The following is a 23566-nucleotide window of genomic DNA, read 5'->3' as shown; positions in this document are numbered from 1 at the left end:
TGCGTGCGAGCGGTGCGTCCGGGGTGCCGGAGATGGGAGCGGTGGCGCGTGTCCCTGCCGCTCGGCCGGGTCCTCACCGCATCACGGAGAGGTCACGATCGCACCGGATGGCGTGAATGTGAGAGCGCTCTCTTGACATGACCGCGTTCGAATGCCTAGCATCGGGAACCGCATCGTGAGAGCGCTCTCACCACCGGGTGGCGCACGCTCGCACGACGACCCGCAATCCGATTCCACGCACACAAGGGAGTGACCGTGAAGCTTTCACGACGCACCAAGGCGATCGCCGCCATCGCAGGCGCCGCATCGTTCGCCCTCGTCGCCAGCGGCTGCGCCGCGGGCGACGACGCCGCCTCCGAGGACAGCGGCCCGGTCGAGCTGACCGTCGCGACGTTCAACGACTTCGGCTACACCGACGAGCTCCTCCAGGAGTACATGGACGAGCACCCGAACGTCACCATCGTCCACAACCGCGCCGCCGAGTCCGGCGACGCCCGCGCCAACTACTTCCAGAAGCTCGGCAAGGGCGGCCTCGCCGACATCGAGGCCGTCGAGATCGACTGGTTCGCCGAGGCCATGCAGTACTCCGACCTGCTCGCGGAGGCTCCGGACAGCGTCAAGGGCCGCTGGCTCGACTGGAAGGAGGCCGCTGCCACCGACGCCGACGGCCGCCTCGTCGGCTTCGGCACCGACATCGGCCCGCAGGGCATCTGCTACCGCGCCGACCTGTTCGAGGCCGCCGGCCTGCCGAGCGACCGCGAGTCGGTCGCCGAGCTCTTCGACGGCGACTGGGAGCACTTCCTCGACGTCGCGGACCAGTACCGCGAGGCCACCGGCAAGCCGATGATCGACTCGGCCAACTCGGTCCTCCAGGGCATCGTGAACCAGATCGAGTACACCTACACCGAGCCCGACGGCAACGTGATCGCGACCTCGAACCCCGAGATCGAGAACGCCTACAAGCTCGTCACCGAGCGCGCCATCCCGAACTCGGCCTACTCGGGCCAGTGGTCGGACGACTGGTTCGCCTCGATGGCCAACGGCGAGTTCGCCACGATGCTCTGCCCGGGCTGGATGCTCGGCGTGATCTCGGGCAACGCTGCGGACGTCACCGGCTGGGACATCGCCGACGTCTTCCCGAACGGCGGCGGCAACTGGGGCGGCTCGTACCTGACCGTCCCCGCCGACGGCGACAACGTCGAGGCCGCCCTCGAGCTCGCGGACTGGCTGACCAGCCCCGAGACGCAGATGAAGGCCTTCGCCAACGCCGGCACCTTCCCGAGCCAGCTCGAGGCTCTCGAGGGCGACGAGCTCGCAAGCGCCACCAACGAGTACTTCAACGACGCGCCGAGCGGTGAGATCCTCTCGAACCGCGCCGCCGCGGTGACGGTCGCCCCCTACAAGGACGCCGACTACTTCAAGTACCACGACGCCCTCCAGAACGCGGTCAACCGCGTGTTCGACGGCTCCGAGGACGAGCAGTCCTCGTGGGACACCTGGGTCGCCGAGGTCGAGGCCTTCTAGCCCCGCCACGGGTGTGCGGGTCGGGGCGACCCGGCCCGCACACCTCGCCTCGACCCATCCGCCCCTCCCCTGATTCGGAGCCATCGTGACCTCGACGCAGACGCGCCCGACGGTGTCGGCGCCCCAGCCCGACCCGGCAGAACCGCCCGCCCGCAGCAGCGTGCGCGTGCTGTCGTTCCGCCAGAACCTCAGCCGGTGGGACCTCAAGCTCTCGCCGTACCTCTACATCTCGCCGTTCTTCATCATGTTCGCGATCGTGGGACTCTTCCCGATCGGCTACACGGCGGTCATCTCGCTCATGGACTGGGACCTGGTCCGCAACTCGGGCGAGTTCATCGGATTCGACCAGTACGTCTGGATCCTGCAGAACCCGCAGTTCTGGACGGCGCTCCGCAACACGTTCAGCATCTTCCTGCTCTCGAGCGTGCCGCAGCTCGTCGCCGCCGTCTTCATCGCGGCCATGCTCGACCGCAACATCCGGGCGAAGACGTTCTGGCGCATGAGCGTGCTCGTGCCGTTCGTCATCGCGCCCGTCGCGGTCGCCCTCATCTTCAGCAACATGTTCGGCGACAACCACGGCCTCGTGAACGGCATCCTCACCGACCTCGGCCTCCCGGCGATCCAGTGGCACAAGGACCCGTTCTGGAGCCACGTCGCCATCGCCACGATGGTCAACTTCCGCTGGACCGGGTACAACACCCTGATCCTCCTCGCCGCGATGCAGGCGATCCCGCGCGACTACTACGAGGCCGCGACGGTCGACGGCGCCGGCGCATTCCGCCAGTTCCTCAGCATCACGCTCCCCTCGCTCAAGGCGACGCTCATCTTCGTCATCATCACCTCGACGATCGGCGGGCTGCAGATCTTCGACGAGCCGCGCATGTTCGACAACACCGGCGAGGGCGGGCCGGCGCAGCAGTGGCTCACGATCACGCTGTTCCTCTACAACATCGGCTGGGGCGAGTGGAACTTCGGACGGGCCGCCGCGCTCGCCTGGATCCTCTTCCTCATCATCCTCGTCATCGGCCTCATCAACCTCGCGGTCACCCGCTCGCTGGTCCGCGGCGAGGGCACCCGCGCCCCGAAGGCCGGCAAGCAGAAGAAGGGAGTGCGCGCATGAGCTCCCTGAACTCGCCCGCCGCGCTGACCATCACCGAGTCGAGCATCCCCGACACGCCGCAGCGCCGGCGCAACCGGACGACGCGGATCAGGGGCCGCCGCGCGGGGTTCTGGGTCTACGCGGGCCTCGGCGTCGTGCTCCTCGGCTCGCTGTTCCCCTTCTACTGGTCGTTCCTCATCGGTTCCGGCGATGCGACGACGATCAACTCGCCCGACTTCTCGTGGTGGCCCGGCGGCAACTTCCTCGCCAACGCGGGCGCCGTGCTGAACGATCCGGCCGTGAACTTCTGGCCCGCCCTGTGGAACTCCATCTACAGCTCGGCGCTGATCGCGGCATCCGTCGTCATCACGTCGACGCTCGCCGGGTGGGCGTTCTCGAAGCTGCGGTTCCGCGGCTCGAAGGCACTGCTGGTCTTCGTCGTCGCCACGATGGCCGTTCCGACCCAGCTCGGCGTCGTGCCGCTCTACATCCTGTTCGCCGACCTCGGCTGGACCGGGCAGATCGGCGCGATCATCGTCCCGGCGATCACGAGCGCCTTCGGCGTGTTCTGGATGACGCAGTACCTCCGCCAGGCGGTGCCCGACGAGCTCATCGAGGCGGCCCGCGTCGACGGCGCCTCGATGATCCGCACGTTCTGGACCGTCGGCGTCGTCGCCGCCCGGCCGGCCGCCGCGATGCTCGGCCTCTTCACCTTCGTCACGGCCTGGAACAACTTCTTCTGGCCGTTCATCGTGCTCGACCGCACCGACCCGACGCTGCCCGTCGCCCTCTCGCTCCTGCAGTCCAACTACTTCGTGGACTACTCGATCGTGCTCGCGGGCGTGCTGCTGTCGACCATTCCCCTCCTCCTGCTGTTCGTCGTCGCCGGCAAGCAGCTCGTCTCAGGAATCATGCAAGGAGCCGTCAAGGGATGACCACCATCCAGCCCACCACCACCGCGATGCCGGATGCCGCGGCGGCACCGTCGGCCGTGCGCCGCTTCCCCGAGGGCTTCCTCCTCGGCGCTGCGGCCGCCGCCTACCAGATCGAGGGCGCCGCCCACGAGGACGGCCGCACCGACTCGATCTGGGACGCGTTCAGCCGCGTGCCCGGCGCGGTCATCAACGCCGACAACGGGGATGTCGCGTGCGACCACTACCACCGCTACCGCGACGACGTCGCGCTCATGAAGGAGCTCGGCCTCGACACCTACCGGTTCTCGACGTCGTGGGCGCGCGTGCACCCCGACGGCGGCCCGGTGAACCCGAAGGGCGTCGACTTCTACTCGCGCCTCGTCGACGAACTGCTCGAGCAGGGCATCCTGCCGTGGCTCACGCTCTACCACTGGGACCTCCCGCAGGCGCTCGAGGAGCAGGGCGGCTGGGCGAACCGCGACACCGCGCTCCGGTTCCGCGACTACGCGCTCACGATGCACGACGCCCTCGGAGACCGCGTGAAGGTCTGGACGACGCTCAACGAGCCGTGGTGCTCGTCGTTCCTCAGCTACACGGGCGGCGCCCACGCGCCGGGCCGGCAGGACGTCGGGGCGGGACTGCGCGCCGCGCACCACCTGCTGCTCGGGCACGGCCTCGCGGTGCAGGCGCTCCGCGAGCGCGACGCATCGCTCGAGCTCGGCATCACGCTGAACCTCACCGTCGCGAAGCCCGTCGACCCGACCCGGTCCGGCGACCTCGACGCCGCCCGCCGCATCGACGGCCAGTTCAACCGGGTCTTCCTCGACCCGATCTTCCGCGGCCACTACGCCGGCGACCTGCTCGCCGACGTCGGGCACCTCGGACTGCGCGACGCGATCCTGCCGGGGGACCTCGATGTCATCTCGACCCCCATCGACGCACTCGGCGTGAACTACTACCACGGCGAGTACGTCAGCGACCGCCCCGCGGAGCACCCGCTCGGCGGCCAGGCGCCCACCGACCGGCCGACGCGCTCTCCGTTCCCGGCCGCCGAGGGCGTGCACTTCCACTCGCAGGACCTGCCGCAGACGGGCATGGGCTGGGAGGTGCAGCCCGACGGGCTGCGCGAGCTGCTCGGCCGCGTGCACCGCGAGTACGCCGGGCCGGCCGGCGTGCGACTGTTCGTGACCGAGAACGGTGCGGCCTACGACGACGAGGTGGCACCGGATGGCGCGGTGCACGACGCGGAGCGCACCGAGTTCCTGCTCGGGCATCTCTCGGCCGTCCTCGACGCGATCGACGAGGGCACGCCGGTGCACGGCTACTTCTACTGGTCGATCCTCGACAACTTCGAGTGGGCCTGGGGCTACGACAAGCGATTCGGTCTCGTCCGGGTCGACTACGACACCCAGGAACGCACCGTCAAGGACAGCGGACACGCGTACCGGCGCGTCATCCGCGACCGCGGCCTGACCGCGGCATCCGCTCGCTGAGCGACCCGACGAGCGCGCCCCGGACCGAACCCGTGACTGCCGGAAATAGACTGATCAGCATGCAGGGGGCAGGCGGTTCCGGGGCGCGCTCGTCTGCGCCGACCCTCGAGATGGTCGCGCGTGAGGCGAACGTGTCGCGCGCGACCGTGAGCCGCGTCGTGAACGGCTCGCCGAAGGTCTCCCCCGAGGTCGCCCGTGCGGTGAACGCGGCCATCGCGAAGCTCAACTACGTGCCGAACCGGGCGGCGCGTTCGCTCGCCAGCCGGACGTCGGGAGCCATCGGGCTCGTCGTGCCCGAGGACACGCGCATGTTCTTCGGCGACCCGTACTTCGCGGCGATCGTTCAGGGCATCACCCGCCGGCTCGATGACAGCGAGTACGTGCTGAACCTGTTGCTGTCGACGAGCGACCCGAACCGGAAGACCCTGCGCTACCTGCGCTCCGGCGTCGTCGACGGCGCGCTCGTCGTCTCGCACCACGAGGGCGACCATCTCCTGCACGAGGCCGCGCACGAGATGCCGATGGTCTTCGGCGGACGTCCGCCGAACATCGCCGACGACGACATCTTCGTCGACGTCGACAACCTCGAGGGCGGGATGACCGCGACGGAGCGCCTCCTCGCGATCGGCCGCCGCCGCATCGGCACCATCACGGGCCGGCTCGACATGCCCGCCGCCGTGGACCGACTCGCGGGCTTCCGGCGCGCGATGGAGACCGCCGGCATGCCCGACGACGCCGTCGAGACGGCCGACTTCTCCGTCGCGGGTGCGGTGGCGGCGACGCGGCGATTGCTCGACCGCGTGCCCGACCTCGACGGGATCTTCGTCGCGAGCGACCTCATGGCCACCGGCGCGCTCGCGGTGCTCCGCGAGCGGGGGCGGCTCGTGCCCGACGACGTCGCCGTGGTCGGCTTCGACGACAGCCCCGCCGCGACGTCGTCGGCGATCCCGCTCACGACGGTCTACCAACCGTCGGAGGAGATGGGCTACATGATGGCCGACCTGCTCGTGCGGCTGCTCGCGGGCGAGGACGTACCGCACCGCAACATCATGCCGACGCGGCTCGTGCGCCGGGCGTCGGCGTAGCCTCCGAGCGGACGGCGCGGCGCACGTCAGGCGTCGAACCGGACGTCCGCGGCATCCGCGAACCGGCGACGCATGACCTCGATCGCGTCGGCGTGCTCGTCGACGAGCACGAAGCGGCGGCCGAGCGCGCGGGCGACCGCGCCGGTCGTGCCTGAGCCCGCGAACGCGTCGAGCACCCAGTCGCCCGGCCGGCTCGACGCCTGCACGATGCGGCGGAGCACGCCCTCGGGCTTCTGCGTCGGGTACCCCGTCTTCTCGCGCCCGGTCGGCGAGACGATCGTGTGCCACCAGACATCCGTCGGCAGCTTGCCGCGCGCGGCCTTCTCGGCGGTGACCAGCCCTGGCGCCATGTACGGCTCGCGGTCGACGGCATCGGAGTCGAAGAAGTACGCCTCCGGATCCTTCACGTACACGAGGATCGTGTCGTGCTTGGTCGGCCAGCGCCGCTTCGACTTCGCGCCGTAGTCGTACGCCCAGATGAGCTCGTTGAGGAAGCACTCCCTGCCGAACAACGCGTCGAGCAGCACCTTCGCGTAGTGCGCCTCGCGGTAGTCGAGGTGCAGGTAGAGCGTGCCGTCGTCGGCGAGCAGGCGCCACGCCTCGACGAGCCGCGGCTCGAGGAAGCCCCAGTAGTCCTCGAACCGGTCGTCGTAGCGCATGAGGTCGCCGCGGATGCGCTCGTACCGCTTGCCGCCGAAGCCGGTGACGGTGAGCCGCCGCGGGTCGGCGGATGCGGCGACCGCCGGGGCGGGGACGGGCGGCACCCCTCCGGCACGGAGCCCGGCGGCGTCGGCGACCGGTGCGACGTCGATGGCGGATGGCGCGGGCGCCGCGACATCCGTCATGCCGTGTCGCACGTGGCGCAGCGATCGCCGCGCCTGCTGGCGACCCGTGTTGAACGGCGGGTCGAGGTAGACGAGCGTGAACCGGCCGTCGGGGAAGGATCGCAGCACGTCGAGGTTGTCGGCGTGGATGACGCGGTCGGGTTCGTCGGCGGACACCGCTCAAGTCTGCCAGCGGCGGGCCGAGCCTCGTTCAGTGGACGTGCACGTGTTCGTCCCCGACCGGTGCCGTGCCGACGGGGTCGTCCCCTGCGAACCCGCCCACCGCATCCGCCACCGCGCCCGTCGAGTGCACGAGTCGGCCGCCGACCATCGTGAGCTCGGCGTGCTCGCCGAGCACGCCCGCCGGGTCGCCCGCGTGGTCGTACAGGTCGCCCGACCAGATGACCAGGTCGGCATCCGTCCCACGCGTCACCCGCCCGCGCGTGGACTCGAGGTGCCAGGCGCGGGCGCCACCCGCCGTGTACGCCTCGAGCGCGCGATCGAGTCCCACGCGTTCGGCCGCGGTCCACGCCGCCGAGCCGTCCAGCCCGGCCCGCGTCGCAGCGGAGTACAGCCCGACCAGCGGGTCCATCTCGCCGACCTGCCAGTCGCTCGAGAACGCGACCGTCGCTCCCGACTCGATCAGGCTCCGGAATCGCCAGGCGCGGCTCCACCGCTCCTCGCCGACGTTCTCCATCCACGTGCCGGCGACCAGGTCGGGCGAGCAGTGCCGGGGCTGCATCGCCGCGGTCACCCCGAGTTCGGCGAACCGCGCCAGGTCGTCGGGGTGCAGGCACTCCACGTGCACGATCCCGTGCCGCCGGTCGACCGTGCCGTTCGCGCGGCCGGCCCGCTCGATCGCGTCGAGCGCGAGGCGGATGCCGCCGTCGCCGGTCGCGTGAGTGTGGGTCTGGAAGCCCAGTCGGTCCAGCTCGGTGATGACGCCCACCAGTTCGCGCCCGGCGTCGCCGGGATACGACGGGCGACCGCGCACGCCGGGGCGGTTCGCGTAGTCCTCGAGCATGAGCGCCGTGTGGGGTTCGATCACGTCGTCCGCGTAGAGCTTGAGGGGGCCGAGCCGGAGCAGCCCCTCCGGGTCGGGCGACCCGGCCGCACGGTCGACCGCGGTGCGCAGCTCGGCGCGGAACGCGGCATCCGCCCCGACCGGGTGGAAGAGCGCCGCGATCACGCGCGAGGTCAGCACGCCCTCGGCGAGCGCGCGCTCGAAGAGCGGCAGCTCGGCGAGCGGCACCTGGGGCTCGACGACCGTGGTGATGCCGAGCGAGGTCGCCATCCGCATGCTGCCCTGCAGCTTGCGGTAGCGCCGCTCGGGCGAGTACATCGGGATGTCGCGCTGCAGCGCGGCGAGCCCGGCCACCGTCATGGCGCTGGTGTAGAAATCGGTGACCCAGCCGGTGGCCGCTCCCTGCTCGTCCCGCTCCGGGCGGCCCCAGGCGAGGGCGCCGCCGTCGGCGACGCCGAGGGCGCGGAGGGCGTGCGCGTCGAGCCAGACCGAGTGCTGGTCGTACGTGGTGACGAGGATCGGCCGGCCGAGCGGATCGAGGCCGGCGAGGTCGCGGGCGTTCGGCCGGCGACCCTCGACGATCGAGTAGACGGCGTTCTCGGCGCAGATCCACGCGAGGTCCGGACGTCGGGCCGCGAACGCCGCGATGCGTCGCCGCACCTCGGCCAGCGTGGTCGCCCCCTCGAGCGACACCGCGTCCTCGTCGAACCCGAGGAGCAGGTGGTTGTGGCTGTCGATGATGCCCGGCGTCACGAGCCGCCCGTTCGCATCGATCGTGCGGGCGGCGGCCGGGGCGTCGGCCGCGGCACCCACCCAGGCGATGCGCCCGCCGACGACGCCGACGGCCTCGGCCCACGGAGCGAGCGGATCGAAGGTGCGCACGCGCGCGCCGGTGATCAGGAGGTCGAGGCTCATTTCGCCGGCTCCCAGTGGTCGTCCTCGGCCGCGAGCAGGTGCGCGGTACCGGGGTTCCTGCGGAGGTACAGGCCGTAGTAGGCGAAGCCGGCGACGACGATGCCGATCGCGATGCCGAGGCTGACCCACTGCGCGGGATCGAGGACGCCGATGACGAAGATCGCGGCGATCGCGATGAGCGAGACGACCGGGGCCAGCGGGTGGAGGGGCATGCGGAACAGGCCGGTCACGTCCTCGCCGCGCCGTGCCGCGGCATCCGTCTGCCGGCGCACGACGAGGGCGGCCAGCGCGATGAAGCCGTAACTGAAGGCCAGCGTCGAGCCGGTCGCGTTGAGGAGCACGTCGAACGGGATGAAGCAGGCGGCCAGTGCGAACACGCCCATGACCACGGTGGCCGCGACCGGCATCCGCGTCGCCGGCGAGACGACGGCCAGCGGCCGGGCGATCGGGCCAGGAAGTGCGCGGTCGCGGGCGGCGGCGAAGAGCAGGCGGCCGGACTGGAGTGCGATCGCGATGATGGCGTTGACGATCGCGAGTGCGACGGCCACGAGCACGACGACGGTGACCGCGTCGCCCGATCGCGCCGAGAGGAAGGTCTCGACCGGCAGCGCGGCGCCGAACAGCTCCTCGAGCGAGTCGGCTCCGACGAGGATCGCGGTCAGCGGGACGAGCTCGGCGACGACGGTGATCACGGCGCTCCAGATCACGGCGCGGGCGATGGTGCGGCGGGCGTTGCGCGTCTCCTCGGCGAAGTAGATCGCGCCGCCGTAGCCGTTGTACGAGAAGATGCCCTGCGTGATCGCCAGCACGAGCCCGGCGATGCCGAGCGGGGCGAGTCCGCCGGTGGCCGTGTCGAGCGCCTGCGGGTCGAGCAGGTCGGTGATCGGTCGTTCGACCTGCACCAGGCCGAGCACGGCGACCAGGGCGAGCGCGGCCATCTCGACGACGAGGAAGGCGCCGGTGACCCATGCGTTGGCGCGGATGTTGAAGCAGGCCGTGACCGTCGCGAGCACGATGACGACGATCGCCGTCCACAGCGGGTCGAGTCCGGCGATCGCGACGCCGAGGTAGTCGGCGACGCCGAGCGCGAAGATCGCGACGATGAGCGGCAGCGTGACCAGGCTGATGAGGAACACCGCGGCACCGGACGCGGGCCCCAGCACCCGGCTGACGAGCGAGTAGTCGCCGCCGGCGATCGGATGCCGCGAGCCGAGCTCGGCGTAGCAGAGCGCGATGAGCAGGCTGATCACGCCCGCGAGCGCGAAGCCCCAGAAGACCCCCGTGCCGTACGTGGCGAGGGCGGCGCCGCCGAGGATGAAGACGCTGGACGCGGGCGAGATGCCGGAGAGCGTGATGAGCACGTTGCCGCCGACGCCGAGCGAGCGCGAGAGCTTCGCGCCGTGCGTCGTCGTGGCGGCGGTGTCGAGGGTGGGCGGTGTGGTCATGTCGGTCTCTCTTCGTCGGGAGCACGTCGTGGTCCGGGGGCGATGACGCTGGTCAACCAGTTATTTGACACTAACGTCAATGAACTCGATGAGTGTGGCAGGGCGATCGGCTAGTGTCAAGGCATGGCTCGACCGCGCAACCAGCGGGCCCGCCGCGACGCGCTCATCCAGGCGACGTACGACGCGGGCCACCGGCACGGGCTCAGGTCGCTCTCGCTCACCGACGTCGCCGCGCAGGCGGGGCTCACGCGAGGTGCGATCCTCTACTACTACGAGGACCTCGACGCGCTGCTCGTCGAGGCGCACGCGGCCGGCATCGAGCGCTTCTGCGACGCGCGCGACGCGCGCATCGCCGAGCTCGCCGACCCCCGGGAACAGCTCGCCGCCGCGATCGACGGCGGCCTGCCGAGCGGGCCGGACGACGCGCTCATGAGCCTGCTCTACGAGTTCGACGTGCTCGCCGGCACGTCGGCCCTGCACGACGAGCTCGTGCAGCGGCTCTACCTCCGCCAGCTCGACACCTACCGCCGGATCTTCCGCGCGGGTCGGGAGGGTGGGGTGTTCGCCCCGCGACTCGAGGACGACCGGCTCGCCATGACCTTCGTCGCACTCGAGGACGCATACGGGCTGCACATCGTCGGCGGCAACGCGCTGATGACCGTCGAGACGGCGGCGGCGGCGATGCGCGCGGTCGCCGACGACCTGGGTTGCCCGAGCGTCGCCGCAGGCGCCGAGTCGACCGCGAGCTGAGTGCCGAACGTCCGAGCGGGCCGTCGGCCTCTCGGCCGTCGGGCGTCGGGCGTCGGCCGTCGGCCGAAGGTCCCGGGAGCCCCACCGCCCGGCGACTAGCGTGACCGATGGCACGAGAGGCGGCGGCGCACGGACGGGCGGTGGAGACGATGCGCGCACTGGTGGTGTACGAGACGATCTGGGGCAACACGGGGGCCCTGGCCGAGGCGGCGGCCGAGGGGCTGCGCCGCAGCGCGGGCGTCGAGCGGGTCGACGTCGTTTCGGCGGTCGAGGCTCCGTCCGCGATCGACCCGGACGTCGACCTCGTGGTGGTCGGCGGCCCCACGCACGCCTTCGCGATGTCGACCGCGTCGACCCGCAGCAACGCCCGTCAGCAGGGCGCGACCGAGATCCCGGCGCGCGGGATCCGAGAGTGGATCGGCGAGCTCGCCCCGCCGACCTCGGCGATCGCCGTCGCGACCTTCGACACGCGCACGGTGAAGCCTCGGCTGCCGGGCTCCGCGGCGAAGAAGGCGATGAAGGCGCTCGTCGCGAAGGGGTTCCGTCCGGCCGATGCGCCGAGGACCTTCGGCGTGCACGGGTACTCGGGCCCGCTCGCCGACGGCGAGCTCGACCGGGCGCGCGAATGGGGCGCGACGCTCACCGACGCCTGACGCCGCGCCGCGGCATCCGTCTGCCCCGGTGCTCGCAGGCGGGCACCGTCAGGCGCCGTCGCTCAGCGGTCGACGTCGAGGCGGATGCGCCCGCGGAACCGGTCGGGGTCGTCGTCGTCGGCGTCGGCCGCCGCGAAGGAGATGCCCTTGTCGCCGTCGCCCGGGACCGGGGCGGGGACGGGCAGCCGGGCCTGGCGATCGACCTCGACCTGCGCCTCGTACTTGCGCGGCGCGAAGACCTCATCGCCGATCATCATGACGGCGGAGCCGCTCGGCTTGCCCGCCTTGGTCTTGTCGGACAGGTCGATCCACCCCTTGCGCGTGGCGAACACGCCGAACGCGATGACCGCGCCGGCGATGATCAGGATGACCCACCAGTCCACCCGGCGATTCTAGACGCCCTGATCTCTCCTCACGTTCAGCCCATCCCCAGCCCCGGCCCCGGTGCTCTTCCCAGGGGTCATCCGGCGCGCCGCTGCGATCGGCGGCGCGTCGTACTGAGAGACGAACGGATCGGGGGGCCGTTCCTGAGAACGGAGCCTCGCGCGGGCGAGAGGCCGCACACGTCAGGGGACGCGGTTCAGCCAGTCGGGCGTGGCGAACTTCGAGTCGACGAGCGACTCGGCCTCGGCGAGCTCGTCGGCCGTGACCGACCCGGGCGTCGCCCCGTACAGCCCGGCGAAGGTCTCCTTGAGTCGCTCGATGATCTCGGCGCGCGCGAGGCCCGTCTGCGACCGCAGCGGGTCGACGCGCTTGGCCGCCGACGCGATGCCCTTGTCGCTGATCTTCTCGCGGCCGATCCGCAGCACCTCGAGCATCTTCGCGTTGTCGAGGTCGTACGCCATCGTCACGTGGTGCAGCACGCCGCCCGATCCGAGTCGCTTCTGCGCGGCGCCGCCGATCTTGCCGGCCGGGCTCGCGATGTCGTTGAGCGGCTGGTAGGTCGCCTCGATGCCGAGCGAGCGCAGTCCCTGCAGCACCCAGTCGTCGAGGAAGGCGTACGAGTCGGCGAAGCTCATGCCCTGCACGAGCTCGGAGGGCACGTAGAGCGAGTAGGTGACGACGTTGCCCTTCTCCATCATCATCGCGCCGCCGCCCGAGATGCGACGGACGACGTCGAATCCGTACTTCGCGGCGCCGGCCGGGTCGACCTCGTTCCTCACCGACTGGAACGAGCCGATCACGACGGCCGACTCCTCCCACTCCCAGAACCGCAGAGTGGGCTTCCGCCGCCCCTCGCCGACGCGCGTCGCGAGCACCTCGTCGAGCGCGAGGTGCACCCTCGGCGGCACGGCGGGGTCGTGCACGATCTCCCATTCGTAGTCCGACCAGGTGCGGGCATCCGTCATCGCGCGGCGCACGGCGACCGCGATCGCCTCGGGCGAGAAGCCCAGCATGACCGCGTCGGGACGCAGCCCCTTCGCGATCGCGGCCGCGATCTGCTTGGCGTCGGATGCCGCGGGCAGCCCGCCGAGCGCCCGGTTCAGGTCGTCGAGCGCCTCGTCGGGTTCGAGGAAGAAGTCGCCGGCGACCCGGGCATCGCGGATGGTGCCGTCGACGACGTCGAAGTCGACGACCACGAGCTTGCCGCCGGGGACCTTGTACTCACCGTGCATGGGTCAAGCCTACGGATGCCGCGGCGCGGGCGGTCGCTGCGGGCGCGCCCCGCTGCTTGAGGGGGCGCCCGGCGGGCGGGAGTCGGCGCAGGCGATGGGTGGGGTGCGCCGACTCCCGCCCCTTCGAGGGGCTCCGGGGCGACCGCGCTACGGGGCGACCGGCGGCATCGCGTTCGCGATCAGCTCATCGGCCATCTCGACGAACCACTGGCCCGCCGCGGGGTCGACCATGTCCCGCTCCGGGTCCTCCGGGCCGGGGGTGCCGCGCAGGCACTGCCCGTCGGATTCGCCGGGGACCTTGACCCACAGGTAGGCGTCGATGAGCTCGGCGCCGGTGTCGGTCGTCGGGCGGAGGCCCAGGCCGCGATCCGGCGGGTTGCACCACACCTGCGGGTCGGGGTGGACCTCGGTCGGCGTCCACGGTCCGACGCCGTTGCGGCTCGTGTCGATCACGAAGTGCGCCTGGGCGTCGGGATCGCGCTCCAGACCGGTGTCGGCGTAGGCCTGGTCGTAGGCGGCATCCGTCAGGACCCAGGTCGAGAAGTCGGCCGGGTTCGCGGGGTAGTACTGGCTGCCGCACCACTCGCGCTGCCACCACGTGTCGAGGTCCAGGTGGATGCACTCGGAGATCCACGTGCCGTACTTCTGCTGGCGCTCGGTCGTCTCGTAGTTCGAGACGTTGAGGAAGAAGCCGTCGGCGCGTTCGACGCCGGCCTTGATCAGGCGGTCGGCGATGTCGCCGACGCCGAGCCATGCGGAGTGCGTGCCGTCGAGGTAGACGGCCGTGTTCGGCAGCGCCGCGAACGCGTCGACCGCGTGGTTCAGCATCGCGAAGCGCTCGTCCGCCGCGGTGGCGGCATCCGCCTCGGCCGGCTGGCACCACTCGAGTTGCCCGTTGATCGTGGTGTACCAGGGGATGATGCCGAGTCCGTCGGGCTCGAGGATGACGACGGCGTCCTTGTTGCCGATGCCCTTGGCGAAGCCGTCGATCCACGCCGTGTACTCCTCGACGGTGGTCGCGCCGCCCGCGGAGTACTGGGCGCAGTCGCGGAACGGGATGTTGTAGGCGACCAGGACGGGCACCTCGTCGGCGGCGTGGGCCGCGGCGACGACGCGCTTGACGTCCTGCTTGGCCTCGATCGGGGTGCCGCCGTTGATCCAGGTCGCGCTCGGGAACGAGCCGAGGAGCAGCGCGTCGGCTCGCGCGTCGCCGTCGAGCGCGGCGGCGGCCTCGATCGTGGTGCTCGCCGGGTTCGTCCAGAGGATCGCCTCGGGCGACAGCACGTCGTTCGCGGCGTAGGCGGGGGATGCCGCGAGCGCGAGCGCCGCGACGGCGACGGCCGCTCCTCCGGCGAGCGTCTTCGGATGGTGCGGAAGCTTCATCGGTTCCTCCTGGCAGTTCGGTCGTCGTTGACGCCGTGAGAGCGCTCTCACGGTGCACAGCCTGCCGCGCCGCCGCGCGGCTGTCAAGAGGCGTGGATGGCGCGGGCGTAGGCTCGGCCACGAGGCATCCGCCGGCACACCGCGAAGGAACGCAAGCGATGACGACGCTCTACCTGACCCGCCACGGCGAGACCGTGTGGCACGGCGAGCACCGCTACGCCGGCCGGTCCGATGTCGACCTCACCGCGAGCGGGCTCGCGCAGGCCGACCTGCTCGCCGAGTGGGCGTCGCGCGCCCGGCTCTCGGCCGTCGTCTCGTCGACGTTGTCCCGAGCGCGCTTCACGGCCGAGCCCGCAGCCGCAGCGGCCGGCGTCGAGCTGCGCACCGACGCGCGGCTCGTCGAGATCGACTTCGGCGAGGGCGAGGGACGGTCGCCGGCCGAGCTGGCGGAGCGGATACCGGAGGCCTGGGCGGCGTTCGGACGACGACCGGCGCACAGCCCGCTGCCGGGTGGAGAGGCCGGCATCGACGGCGTCGCCCGCGCCGCGCCCGCGCTGCAGGAGCTCGTGGAGGAGTTCGGCGTCGGCGATGCGACGGTCGGCGGGTCGGCGGCGTCGCGCCGCGGTCGGCGGGTGCTCGTCGTGTTCCACGGCACGCTGCTCCGGCTGCTGCTGTGCGAGTGGCTCGGCATCGATCCCGACCGGTACCGGGACCTCTTCCCCGAGGTGCTGAACGGCGCGATCACCGAGGTGCGGTTCGAGCGGGTCCACGGGCGCGTCCAGCCGCGGCTGATCGGCTTCAACGTCCCTGCGCTCCGCTGACGCGGCATCCGTCGCACGTCGACGAGGGCACGTCAGTCGACGGCGAAGCGGGCGTCGAGCCAGGCGATGAGGTCGGCGCGCACCTCCGCCTGGTTGGTCTCGTTGAAGATCTCGTGGCGGGCGCCCTCGTAGACCGTGAGGGTGACGTCTGCCAGGCCGCCCCGCTCGGCGTAGGCGTTCGCGAGCTTCAGCGCGCTCTTCTCGCCACCGAGCGAGTCGTCCGAGCCGACCATGATGAGCAGCGGGAGCTCCTCGGGGAGGTTCCGCCGCGGGCGGCCGAGCAGGCGTGCCGCCTCGACGAGACCGAACAGCTCCTGCAGCGGCACGGCGGTCGTGTACGGGTCGGCGGCGAACGCCTCCGCCACCGCGGGATCGCGCGAGAGCCACTCGAGGCCGGTCGTGCCGAGGTGCCGATGTCGCCGGTTCAGGTCGCCGGAGTTCATGTGGATCGGCGTCCGGTACGCCGTGCCGGTGAGGACCACCGCATCCCAGTCGTCGGGGTGCCGCTCGAGCAGGATCTGCGACATGAGCGAACCCCACGAGTGCCCGAGCAGCACGAGCGGCACCTCGTCGCCCTCGGTCTCGCGGATGACGCCGGTGAAGAGATGCACGTCGTGGATCGCCGCGCGCAGCCCGCCCGGACCGAGCCTGCCCATCCTGTCGAGGTCGCCGCCGTGCTGCTCGAAGCCGGTCTGCCCGTGCCCGCGGTGGTCGTCGGCCCAGACCGAGTAGCCGGCGGAGTTCAGCGCCTCGACGAGCGGGCCGTAGCGACCGATGTGCTCGCCTACGCCGTGCACGAGCTGCACGACCGCGACCGGCTCGGGCACGCGCCAGGCCTCGTAGTGGATTCGCACGCCCTGGGGGTCGGTGAACGTCGGCATGCGCTCATCCTGTCATCCGGGAACACGAGCGGATGCCGCGGCGCGACGCCGCCCGCGACCACCGGGTGGACATCGCACGGCGTCCCCGCCCGGTCAGGCCTCCCGCGTCACCTCGACCGACACGAACAGCTCCGACGCTCCGGGGCCGGCGTACACCCCGCGGAGCGGGGCGACGTCGGCGTAGTCGCGGCCGCGGCCGACGAGCACGTGCAGCTCGCCCACCTCGGCGAGGTTCGTCGGGTCGTACCCGCGCCAGGCGCCCGCGAACCACTCGACCCAGGCGTGCGACTCGCCCGTCACCGTGACGCCCACCGGTGCCTCGCGGTCGGGGTGGAGGTAGCCGGACGCGTACCGCGCGGGGATGCCGACCGAGCGCAGCGCGCCGACCGCGAGGTGCGCGATGTCCTGGCAGACGCCCTTTCGCTCGGCCCACGCCTCGCGCGCCGTCGAGTTCACGGCGGTCACGCCCGAGACGTACTCGACGGCGTCGCCGATGGCCCGCGAGATCTCGAGCGCGGTCTCGCCGACGGGCATGCCCTCTGCGGCGATCTCGGCGGCGAGCGCGGCGACCTCGGGCGGCGGCTCCGTGGCATCCGTCTGGGTCGTGTACTCGATGAACGGCACGCTCGACGCGCGGATGCCGGCGAGTTCCTCCCACGTCGGCTCGGGCCCGCGGCCGGGCAGCGGGCGCACCTCGACGACGCTCGTCGCGGTGACCGAGAGCTCCCGGTGCGGGGTCAGCACCTCGAACGTCGAGACTCGCGTGCCCCAGTAGTCGAGGTAGGCGTGCTGGGTCGCGCCGGGGCGGATGTCGAGCGCCGCATGGAGCACGAACTGCTCGCCGCCGGAGTGCGGCAGCATCCGCGCCTCGTTGTACGACGCGGTCGCCTCCTCGGCGTAGGCGAACCCGGTGCGGTGGACGATGCGCAGCCGACTCACGAGACCTCCCCGATCCAGACCGGCACGACGCTCGCCGGGAAGTACCGCTGCCGGATGGCGTCGCTGCCCGCGGAGACGACCTCCTGCACGCGCTCCATGTTCCCGGCCAGGTCGAACAGGATGTCGCCGATCGGCCGGTACTCGAGCTCCGAACGGATCTGCCCGAGCAGGCGCTGGGCCTGGTCGGTCACGCCGACCCGCCCGGCGCGGGGGTCGATCTCGCGCAACGACTCCTCGGCGCGGATGACGCTCGAGATGATCGAGCGCGGGAAGAGCCGGTCGAGCAGCAGGAACTCCGCCGCCGAGAGCGTCGACGGCACACCCCGGTAGCTGCGCAGGTACGCCTCGTACCCGCCGCAGCTGCGGAGGATCGTCGTCCAGCTCGGCCCGCTCGCCTCGGTGAGCGAGCGCGTCGCGAGCAGGCGCGCGGTCATGTCGGCGCGCTCGATCGCGCGCCCGAGGCTGAAGAAGTGCCATGCCTCGTCGCGGCTCGAGGCGGAGTCGACGACCCCGATCGCGAGCGCGGAACGGTCGCGCACCCAGCGGAAGAACTCGTGCGTCTTGTCGGATGCCACGTGCCGGGGCATGCGCGCATAGGTGTGGTTCAGCGCCTCCCACAGCTCGGTCGAGACGATCTCGCGCGCGCGGCGCGCGTTCTCGCGGGCCGCCGTGACCGAGTGCGCGATGGAGGCCGGATGGTGCGGATCGACCGCGAGCAGCGCGATCACGTCCTGCGGGCCGAGCGCGACGTCCTCGTTGGGCTCGCTGCCCATGACGGCCATGAGGGCGCGGCACGCGGAGTCCTCGTCGATCCACGGGTCCTCGAGCAGGAGCTGCAGGTGCACGTCGAGGATGCGCGCGGTGCCGTCGCTCCGCTCGATGTAGCGGCCGATCCAGAACAGGCTCTCGGCGATGCGGCTCAGCATGGCGGCGCCTCCTCGCTGGTCGACGATCGTGACTGCTGTTGCTGCTGTTGCTGCTGGCGGACCGGGGCGTCCTCGTCCTGCGGCGACGACTCGGGCCGGTGACTGCGGTGGTGCGCGGCCTGCTCGACCTCGACGATCGGGCTCGTGGCGTTCGCGATCGCGGTCGCGGTCAGTGGGGCGGATGCCGCGCCGCCGGCGCCCGCGGACGCGGCGCCGGTCGCCTGGTCGGCGACGATCGCCCCGACGCGCGCGCCGCCGCCCTCGGGCCGCGGGCTCGGCACGAGTCCCGCGATGGGGCCCGTCGTCACCGAGTCGTCGAGCACCCAGGTGTCCTTCGAGCCGCCGCCCTGGCTGGAGTTCACGACGAGCTGCCCCTCGGGGAGCGCGACGCGCGTGAGCCCGCCGGGGAGCACCCAGACGTCCTCCCCGTCGTTGACGGCGAAGGGTCGCAGGTCGGCGTGCCGTGGCCGCATACCGTCCTCGACGAGCGTCGGCAGGGTCGAGAGCTGCACCACCGGCTGGGCGATCCAGCCGCGCGGGTCCTTGAGCAGTCGACCGCGCAGCTCCGCGAGCGTCGACCTCGAGGCATCCGGCCCCACCACCAGGCCCTTGCCGCCCGACCCGTCGACGGGCTTGACGACGAGCTCGTCGAGGCGGTCGAGCACCTCTGCGAGCGCCTCCGGCTCCTCGAGCCGCCAGGTGTCGACATTCGGCAGGATGGGCTGCTCGCCGAGGTAGTAGCGGATGAGGTCGGGCACGTAGGTGTAGACGAGCTTGTCGTCGGCGACGCCGTTGCCGACCGCGTTGGCGATCGTGACGTGGCCGAGGCGCGCCGCGAGCATGAGCCCGGGCGCGCCCAGCACGGAGTCGGGGCGGAACTGCTGCGGGTCGAGGAACTCGTCGTCGACGCGCCGGTAGACGACGTCGACGCGGGTCGGGCCCGCGGTCGTGCGCATCCACACGCGGCCGCCCGAGCAGAACAGGTCGCGGCCCTCGACCAGTTCGACGCCCATCAGGCGCGCGAGCAGGGTGTGCTCGTAGTACGCGGAGTTGTGGACGCCGGGCGTGAGCACGACGACGGTCGGGTCGTCGACCCCCTCCGGCGCGCTCGCGCGGAGCGCCTGGAGCAGGCGATTCGGGTAGTCGCCGACCGGCCGCACGCGCATGGAGGTGAAGAGCTCGGGCAGCGTCTGCGCCATCACGCGCCGGTTCGAAATGACGTAACTCACGCCGCTCGGCACCCGGACGTTGTCCTCGAGGACCCGCCAGTCGCCGATCTCGTCGCGGATCACGTCGATGCCGGCGACGTGGATGCGCACGCCGTTCGCGCTCTCGATGCCCGCCGCCTGCCGGTGGAAGTGGTTCGACGAGCTGATGAGCGCGGCGGGGATGACGCCGTCTCGGACCGCGTCCTGCCGGCCGTAGACGTCGCCGAGGAACCGCTCGAGCGCGCGCACGCGCTGCGCGACGCCGGCCTCGACGACGTTCCACTCGTTCGCGGCGATGACGCGCGGCACGGCGTCGAGCGGGAAGGGGCGCTCCTCGCCGGCGAAGTCGAACGTGACGCCCTGCGCGAGGTAGCTGCTCGCGAGCGCGTCGGTCCGGCCGCGCAGTTCGTCCTGGGTCATGCGCGCGAGCGCGGGGTAGAGCTCGCGGTACGGCTCGCGCACGGTGACGGCGTCGGCGGGGAACATCTCGTCCCACGGCCGGGCGCGACTCCGCCTGCGCGACCGCGTCGCCGCGTATCCGTCGAAGAGGCTTCCCATGTCCCGAGGGTTCCAGCTGGGTGTTTCAGCCCGGTTACCGGCACGCGTCGGGCGGGAATCGGGCATGGGGGCCCGCACTGAGAGCGAACCTCCTCGGCCACCAGGTCTCTCCACAGATTCGGGGCGTCCCGCCACCGTTCCTCACCAGAGTTCTGGTGTCTCGAATCCGATGCCCCCGGATGCCGACAGCACGCGCAGCGCCGCTGCTGTGATCGGTTGGGCACCTCACTGCGTCGAGAAATCCGAAGGGGCGGTCATACGGACGGGTCCCAGGCGATGAGCTGGTCGAAGATGCGGCGGTCGCCGTCGAGCTCGAGGCGATCCATGGGGATGCGGCCGTAGAAGAACAGGACCAACTCACTGGCTGTACCGCGGGCGGAGACGTCGGCCGCGGGTGGGTCCTCGCCTGCAGCGGGCGCGCCGAGGCGGGTGACTCGTGCACCGTCACGGTCGAGCCGGAGTCGCCACGACGAGCCCTCGGTGGCGTGGTAGTCGACGACGGCGGGCTCGTGCGGCCAGGCAACCGTCGTTGCGCAGAGGGTGAACTGGCAGTCGTCGAACCCGTCGAGGGCGACCTCGTCTGGAATCGGTTGAGGGTCACCGACGGTGAGCTGGGCATCGTAGGTGTACACCGCGATCTCAGGAAGTTGGCGTCGCGCCCACGCTCCGGAGGTCTGCGGTGACGGCGAGTCGTCCCACCACGTCCAACACGGGCGATCCGGGCCGGCCTCGCGCAGCGTGCTCGTCAGTCGCTCGACCGACTCGGTCCACCAGGCCAGGAGAGCGTCGCGCTCCCGGGGAGCACCGGCACCGTCCTCCCATGCGGACTTCTCCGGGGGACCGCCTGCAGGCCCGGCGGCGACGATCGCGGCGGTCTTGCGCCGGCCCATGCCGGCGTGGTGCACGAGATCGAACAGCGTCCGCCCGGGAGGGGCATTCGGATCGCTGGTCAGAACGGGCACGTCGAGGCCGGGCGCCGCCTCGATCGCAGCGCGGAACGCGGCGGACCGTTCGTCGATGAGCCGGAGATGATCAGCGAACGTGAGACACGGGTGCACTCCGGTTTTCTACCACCGTGCGAGCCGACAGCTGCGAGACCCGGCCCTGTGCGATGAAGGCGCCTCGATCGGGCAGAAGCGCGTGCGGGGTATCTGCGAATCTGCCATGGCGAGATTCCAGCCCCGCCGCATCGGCGCTTGCGTCGATCGGCGTGCACCGATCTCCGATGTCGCACGCGCCGGACCACCGTCTTGACAGTTGATGCGGGTGATGGTCACTGCCCACCCGCAGCAACCGTCCACAACTGTGGTGCTGGGCTACTGATGGACCGGCGCATGCGCCGCACCACCGTGTTGACAGTTGATGCGGGTGATGGTCGCTACCCACCCGCAACAACCGTCCACAACTGTGGTGCTGGGCTACTGATGGACCGGCTATCGGGCACGGCCTGCCTGTCGGGGTGCTTCGCGCGCGCACGACGGCGATCGAAGCCGCACCGGCCGCGGCGAACCCTGTGGATCGCCATGCCAGAGAGGCCTCCGAGTCGATAGGTTCAGGGCGTGATGAAGACCCGAACGAGCCGCGCCGCCCTCACCGCGCTGCTGATCTTCCCCCTGCTCACTGGCTGTACCACTGCGGACGCCTCCTCCCTGCCCGACACCGACACGACCTCGAACGCGGACGCCCCCGTTCCAATCGAAGGGGACACCGACGGGGACGGCGAGCTCTCCGAGCACGAGAAGCAGGTCCTCGCGAGGAATGCACCCCGCGACATCACCCTTCACGACGGCACCGTCGTCGTAGTGACACCCGGACAACCCCTCCCTCAGCCGCTCATCGACCAGATCGCCGCCGACGCGGCCCCCGGCGCGGCACAGACACAGACCGATGACGAATTCGCGCCGATGGAAGGCAAGAGAAGCATCCTCGAGGTGGCAAGCTCATACGCCGACGAGATCGGTCGTACCGTTGTCATCGTCTACTGGGGCTTTGGTACCTGGAGCACGGTCTCATCCGTCGACGAGACTGGCGGGACCGAGCTAGGAGGCACCAGCGACCAAGCCGCGATGGTCGCGGCGGCTACCGACTGGGCTGAAACTCACGACGCCTACGTCGTCGTTGTCGAGTAGACACCGTCGATGCGCCGGTAGACCTGCAGGTTGCGGCGACGCGACCCCTGGAGGTGCGATGAAGAAGGAATCTGCGGCGGCGAAGGACTGGCGCCCACCGGCCGCCAACCGTCACTTCGTGCGGTGGCTCGTTCTGACGTGGGCCGTCGGCGCGGCGCTGTTGGTACTTCCGCTCGCGTTCACGATCGAGGGGTACGCCGTTGCGGCCAACTACGCCGGCAACCCAGACCCGACTTCGCAGGGTCACGCCAGTGAGGCGATGCTCGGGGGCGGATTCGGATTGTTTCTCGGGATGATGGTCCTCATCGTGTGCACGATCGTTGCTGCGCAGATCGCTCGGCATGCGGGCCTCAATGTCCTGGGGGTGACTCTGGGAGGCGCCGTTCTCATGGTGCTCGTCGCGCTCCCGGTCAGCTGGCTGCTCGTCCGACCGGTCGGCGGCGCTTGGCTGGCCTAGACAGGTGCGCGCCGATCATGTTCCCCACGCGATGAGGGCCACAACGTGAGCTCGCGCGACGCGCCTCGTGCAGTCGCGTCGCTGATCGGGCCGGCTCGGATCACCGTAGGCGTGCTGGGTATCGCCCTGCTCGGCTACGCCTACACGCTCCGCATCGCGGCTGGAGACGGCAACCCGTTCGACTACTTCGGCTACTTCACCAACCAGACCACGCTCTTCACCTGCGTCGTGCTGATCGTCAGCGGGGCGGTCACGGTGCGCCGGCGCGCCGCGCCCGAGTGGCTGAACCTCCTGCGGGGAATGGCGACCGCGTACTTGATCGTCGTGGGAATCGTCTACAACGTCCTCGTCCCGGGAACTGGCAGCGCCCCCGCCTGGGTGAGCGCCGTACTCCACATCGTGTTGCCCCTGGTCATCGCGACGGACTGGATACTCGTCCCCGATCGCTCGACGCTGCCCTGGCGCCGTCTCTGGTTCATCGTGCTGTACCCGCTCATCTGGGTCAGCGTCGTTCTCGTTCGCGGCGCATCCGACGGATGGGTGCCATACGGATTCCTCCTCCCTGAGCGCGGAACTGCTTCCTTGACTGCGCACCTCGTCGGGCTGCTCTGCGCAGTACTCGTCGCCGGCGCTCTGGTCTGGGCCGCCAGCCGAAGAAGTCCCTGGCACACCGACATCAGTCCCGCCTGATCGACACGTCCCCACCCGGGCTCGCAAGACACGGCTGAGCATCCTGCAAGACGATCGACGGGGAGCCGAGTGAGGAAAAGGCGCTTGTCCGCTGAGGGATCGTCCGTGCGTCAGCGGCGGACCGGCTTTCGCGCCGCACCACCGTGTTGACAGTTGATGCGGGTGATGGTCGCTGCCCACCCGCAACAACCGTCCACAACTGTGGTGCTGGACCACTGATGGACCGGCCACC

Annotated in this window: 22 protein-coding genes; 11 read left to right on the top strand and 11 right to left on the bottom strand. The window is 71.1% G+C overall.

The window, feature by feature from the left end:
• Positions 1 to 255 precede the first annotated feature (255 nt).
• The 5 genes from ACULK2_RS01415 to ACULK2_RS01395 all read left to right on the top strand — a co-directional run bounded on the left by ACULK2_RS01415 (position 256) and on the right by ACULK2_RS01395 (position 6115).
• Positions 256 to 1524, top strand: a complete 1269-nt coding sequence (locus ACULK2_RS01415) for an ABC transporter substrate-binding protein (RefSeq protein WP_445969789.1) — start codon at positions 256 to 258, stop codon at positions 1522 to 1524.
• Between the two features lie 85 nt (positions 1525 to 1609).
• Entirely contained in the window at positions 1610 to 2644 is a 1035-nt protein-coding gene (locus tag ACULK2_RS01410) for a carbohydrate ABC transporter permease (protein WP_445969788.1), read from the top strand.
• Complete coding sequence (locus ACULK2_RS01405; RefSeq protein ID WP_445969787.1) at positions 2641 to 3558, top strand: carbohydrate ABC transporter permease; 918 nt, start codon at positions 2641 to 2643, stop codon at positions 3556 to 3558. Before ACULK2_RS01410 ends, ACULK2_RS01405 begins: the two co-directional genes overlap by 4 nt.
• Positions 3559 to 3584: 26 nt before the next feature.
• A complete protein-coding gene (locus tag ACULK2_RS01400) occupies positions 3585 to 5030 on the top strand; it encodes a GH1 family beta-glucosidase (RefSeq protein ID WP_445969855.1) in 1446 nt (481 codons plus the stop codon).
• 59 nt (positions 5031 to 5089) lie between these two features.
• On the top strand, positions 5090 to 6115 hold the full coding sequence (locus tag ACULK2_RS01395) for a LacI family DNA-binding transcriptional regulator (RefSeq protein ID WP_445969786.1): 1026 nt from the start codon (positions 5090 to 5092) through the stop codon (positions 6113 to 6115).
• A 26-nt stretch (positions 6116 to 6141) separates the two neighbouring features.
• Here ACULK2_RS01395 and ACULK2_RS01390 read toward each other — a convergent pair whose 3' ends face one another.
• From ACULK2_RS01390 to ACULK2_RS01380, 3 genes are read right to left on the bottom strand one after another with little or no spacing between them, the layout of a single operon-like run.
• Positions 6142 to 7116 carry a DNA-methyltransferase gene (locus ACULK2_RS01390; protein WP_445969785.1) on the bottom strand — a complete coding sequence of 325 codons (975 nt, stop codon included), beginning with the start codon at positions 7114 to 7116 and terminating at the stop codon, positions 6142 to 6144.
• Between the two features lie 34 nt (positions 7117 to 7150).
• Positions 7151 to 8878, bottom strand: coding sequence for an amidohydrolase (locus ACULK2_RS01385; protein ID WP_445969784.1), 1728 nt, complete (start codon positions 8876 to 8878; stop codon positions 7151 to 7153).
• On the bottom strand, positions 8875 to 10323 hold the full coding sequence (locus ACULK2_RS01380) for an APC family permease (protein ID WP_445969783.1): 1449 nt from the start codon (positions 10321 to 10323) through the stop codon (positions 8875 to 8877). The genes ACULK2_RS01385 and ACULK2_RS01380 overlap by 4 nt, the downstream gene beginning before the upstream one ends.
• Positions 10324 to 10446: 123 nt before the next feature.
• On the opposite strand from ACULK2_RS01380, the gene ACULK2_RS01375 reads away from it, so the two are divergent.
• The gene (locus tag ACULK2_RS01375; RefSeq protein WP_445969782.1) at positions 10447 to 11073 is read left to right on the top strand and encodes a TetR/AcrR family transcriptional regulator; all 627 of its coding nucleotides are present in this window, start codon (positions 10447 to 10449) and stop codon (positions 11071 to 11073) included.
• A gap of 107 nt (positions 11074 to 11180) precedes the next feature.
• Positions 11181 to 11726 (top strand): flavodoxin family protein, encoded by a 546-nt coding sequence (locus tag ACULK2_RS01370; protein ID WP_445969781.1) that lies wholly within the window; start codon positions 11181 to 11183, stop codon positions 11724 to 11726.
• Between the two features lie 62 nt (positions 11727 to 11788).
• Here ACULK2_RS01370 and ACULK2_RS01365 read toward each other — a convergent pair whose 3' ends face one another.
• The 3 genes from ACULK2_RS01365 to ACULK2_RS01355 form a co-directional block, all read right to left on the bottom strand.
• Positions 11789 to 12109 (bottom strand): hypothetical protein, encoded by a 321-nt coding sequence (locus ACULK2_RS01365; protein ID WP_445969780.1) that lies wholly within the window; start codon positions 12107 to 12109, stop codon positions 11789 to 11791.
• Positions 12110 to 12292: 183 nt separating this feature from the next.
• Entirely contained in the window at positions 12293 to 13342 is a 1050-nt protein-coding gene (lplAB, locus tag ACULK2_RS01360) for a lipoate-protein ligase LplAB (RefSeq protein WP_445969779.1), read from the bottom strand.
• A 147-nt stretch (positions 13343 to 13489) separates the two neighbouring features.
• The gene (locus tag ACULK2_RS01355) at positions 13490 to 14725 is read right to left on the bottom strand and encodes a glycoside hydrolase family 6 protein (protein ID WP_445969778.1); all 1236 of its coding nucleotides are present in this window, start codon (positions 14723 to 14725) and stop codon (positions 13490 to 13492) included.
• A 158-nt stretch (positions 14726 to 14883) separates the two neighbouring features.
• Between ACULK2_RS01355 and ACULK2_RS01350 the strand changes: the two genes are divergently transcribed.
• Positions 14884 to 15546, top strand: coding sequence for a histidine phosphatase family protein (locus ACULK2_RS01350; protein ID WP_445969777.1), 663 nt, complete (start codon positions 14884 to 14886; stop codon positions 15544 to 15546).
• Positions 15547 to 15578: 32 nt separating this feature from the next.
• Here the strand turns inward: ACULK2_RS01350 and ACULK2_RS01345 are convergent, their stop codons facing one another.
• The 5 genes from ACULK2_RS01345 to ACULK2_RS01325 form a co-directional block, all read right to left on the bottom strand.
• Positions 15579 to 16427 (bottom strand): alpha/beta fold hydrolase, encoded by an 849-nt coding sequence (locus ACULK2_RS01345; protein ID WP_445969776.1) that lies wholly within the window; start codon positions 16425 to 16427, stop codon positions 15579 to 15581.
• Between the two features lie 93 nt (positions 16428 to 16520).
• Positions 16521 to 17366 carry a transglutaminase family protein gene (locus tag ACULK2_RS01340; protein ID WP_445969775.1) on the bottom strand — a complete coding sequence of 282 codons (846 nt, stop codon included), beginning with the start codon at positions 17364 to 17366 and terminating at the stop codon, positions 16521 to 16523.
• Positions 17363 to 18292, bottom strand: coding sequence for an alpha-E domain-containing protein (locus ACULK2_RS01335; protein WP_445969774.1), 930 nt, complete (start codon positions 18290 to 18292; stop codon positions 17363 to 17365). The genes ACULK2_RS01340 and ACULK2_RS01335 overlap by 4 nt, the downstream gene beginning before the upstream one ends.
• Positions 18286 to 20058 (bottom strand): circularly permuted type 2 ATP-grasp protein, encoded by a 1773-nt coding sequence (locus ACULK2_RS01330; RefSeq protein ID WP_445969773.1) that lies wholly within the window; start codon positions 20056 to 20058, stop codon positions 18286 to 18288. Before ACULK2_RS01330 ends, ACULK2_RS01335 begins: the two co-directional genes overlap by 7 nt.
• Positions 20059 to 20312: 254 nt before the next feature.
• Positions 20313 to 21116, bottom strand: coding sequence for a maleylpyruvate isomerase N-terminal domain-containing protein (locus tag ACULK2_RS01325; protein WP_445969772.1), 804 nt, complete (start codon positions 21114 to 21116; stop codon positions 20313 to 20315).
• A gap of 501 nt (positions 21117 to 21617) precedes the next feature.
• Between ACULK2_RS01325 and ACULK2_RS01320 the strand changes: the two genes are divergently transcribed.
• The 3 genes from ACULK2_RS01320 to ACULK2_RS01310 all read left to right on the top strand — a co-directional run bounded on the left by ACULK2_RS01320 (position 21618) and on the right by ACULK2_RS01310 (position 23334).
• Positions 21618 to 22187: a hypothetical protein gene (locus tag ACULK2_RS01320; RefSeq protein ID WP_445969771.1), complete on the top strand. Its 570-nt coding sequence runs from the start codon at positions 21618 to 21620 to the stop codon at positions 22185 to 22187.
• A gap of 58 nt (positions 22188 to 22245) precedes the next feature.
• Positions 22246 to 22644, top strand: a complete 399-nt coding sequence (locus ACULK2_RS01315; RefSeq protein WP_445969770.1) for a hypothetical protein — start codon at positions 22246 to 22248, stop codon at positions 22642 to 22644.
• 111 nt (positions 22645 to 22755) lie between these two features.
• A complete protein-coding gene (locus ACULK2_RS01310; RefSeq protein WP_445969769.1) occupies positions 22756 to 23334 on the top strand; it encodes a Pr6Pr family membrane protein in 579 nt (192 codons plus the stop codon).
• Positions 23335 to 23566 lie beyond the last annotated feature (232 nt).

The organism is Agromyces molybdatiresistens (assembly GCF_052748445.2).
This window is presented reverse-complemented; position numbering and strand designations above follow the sequence as displayed.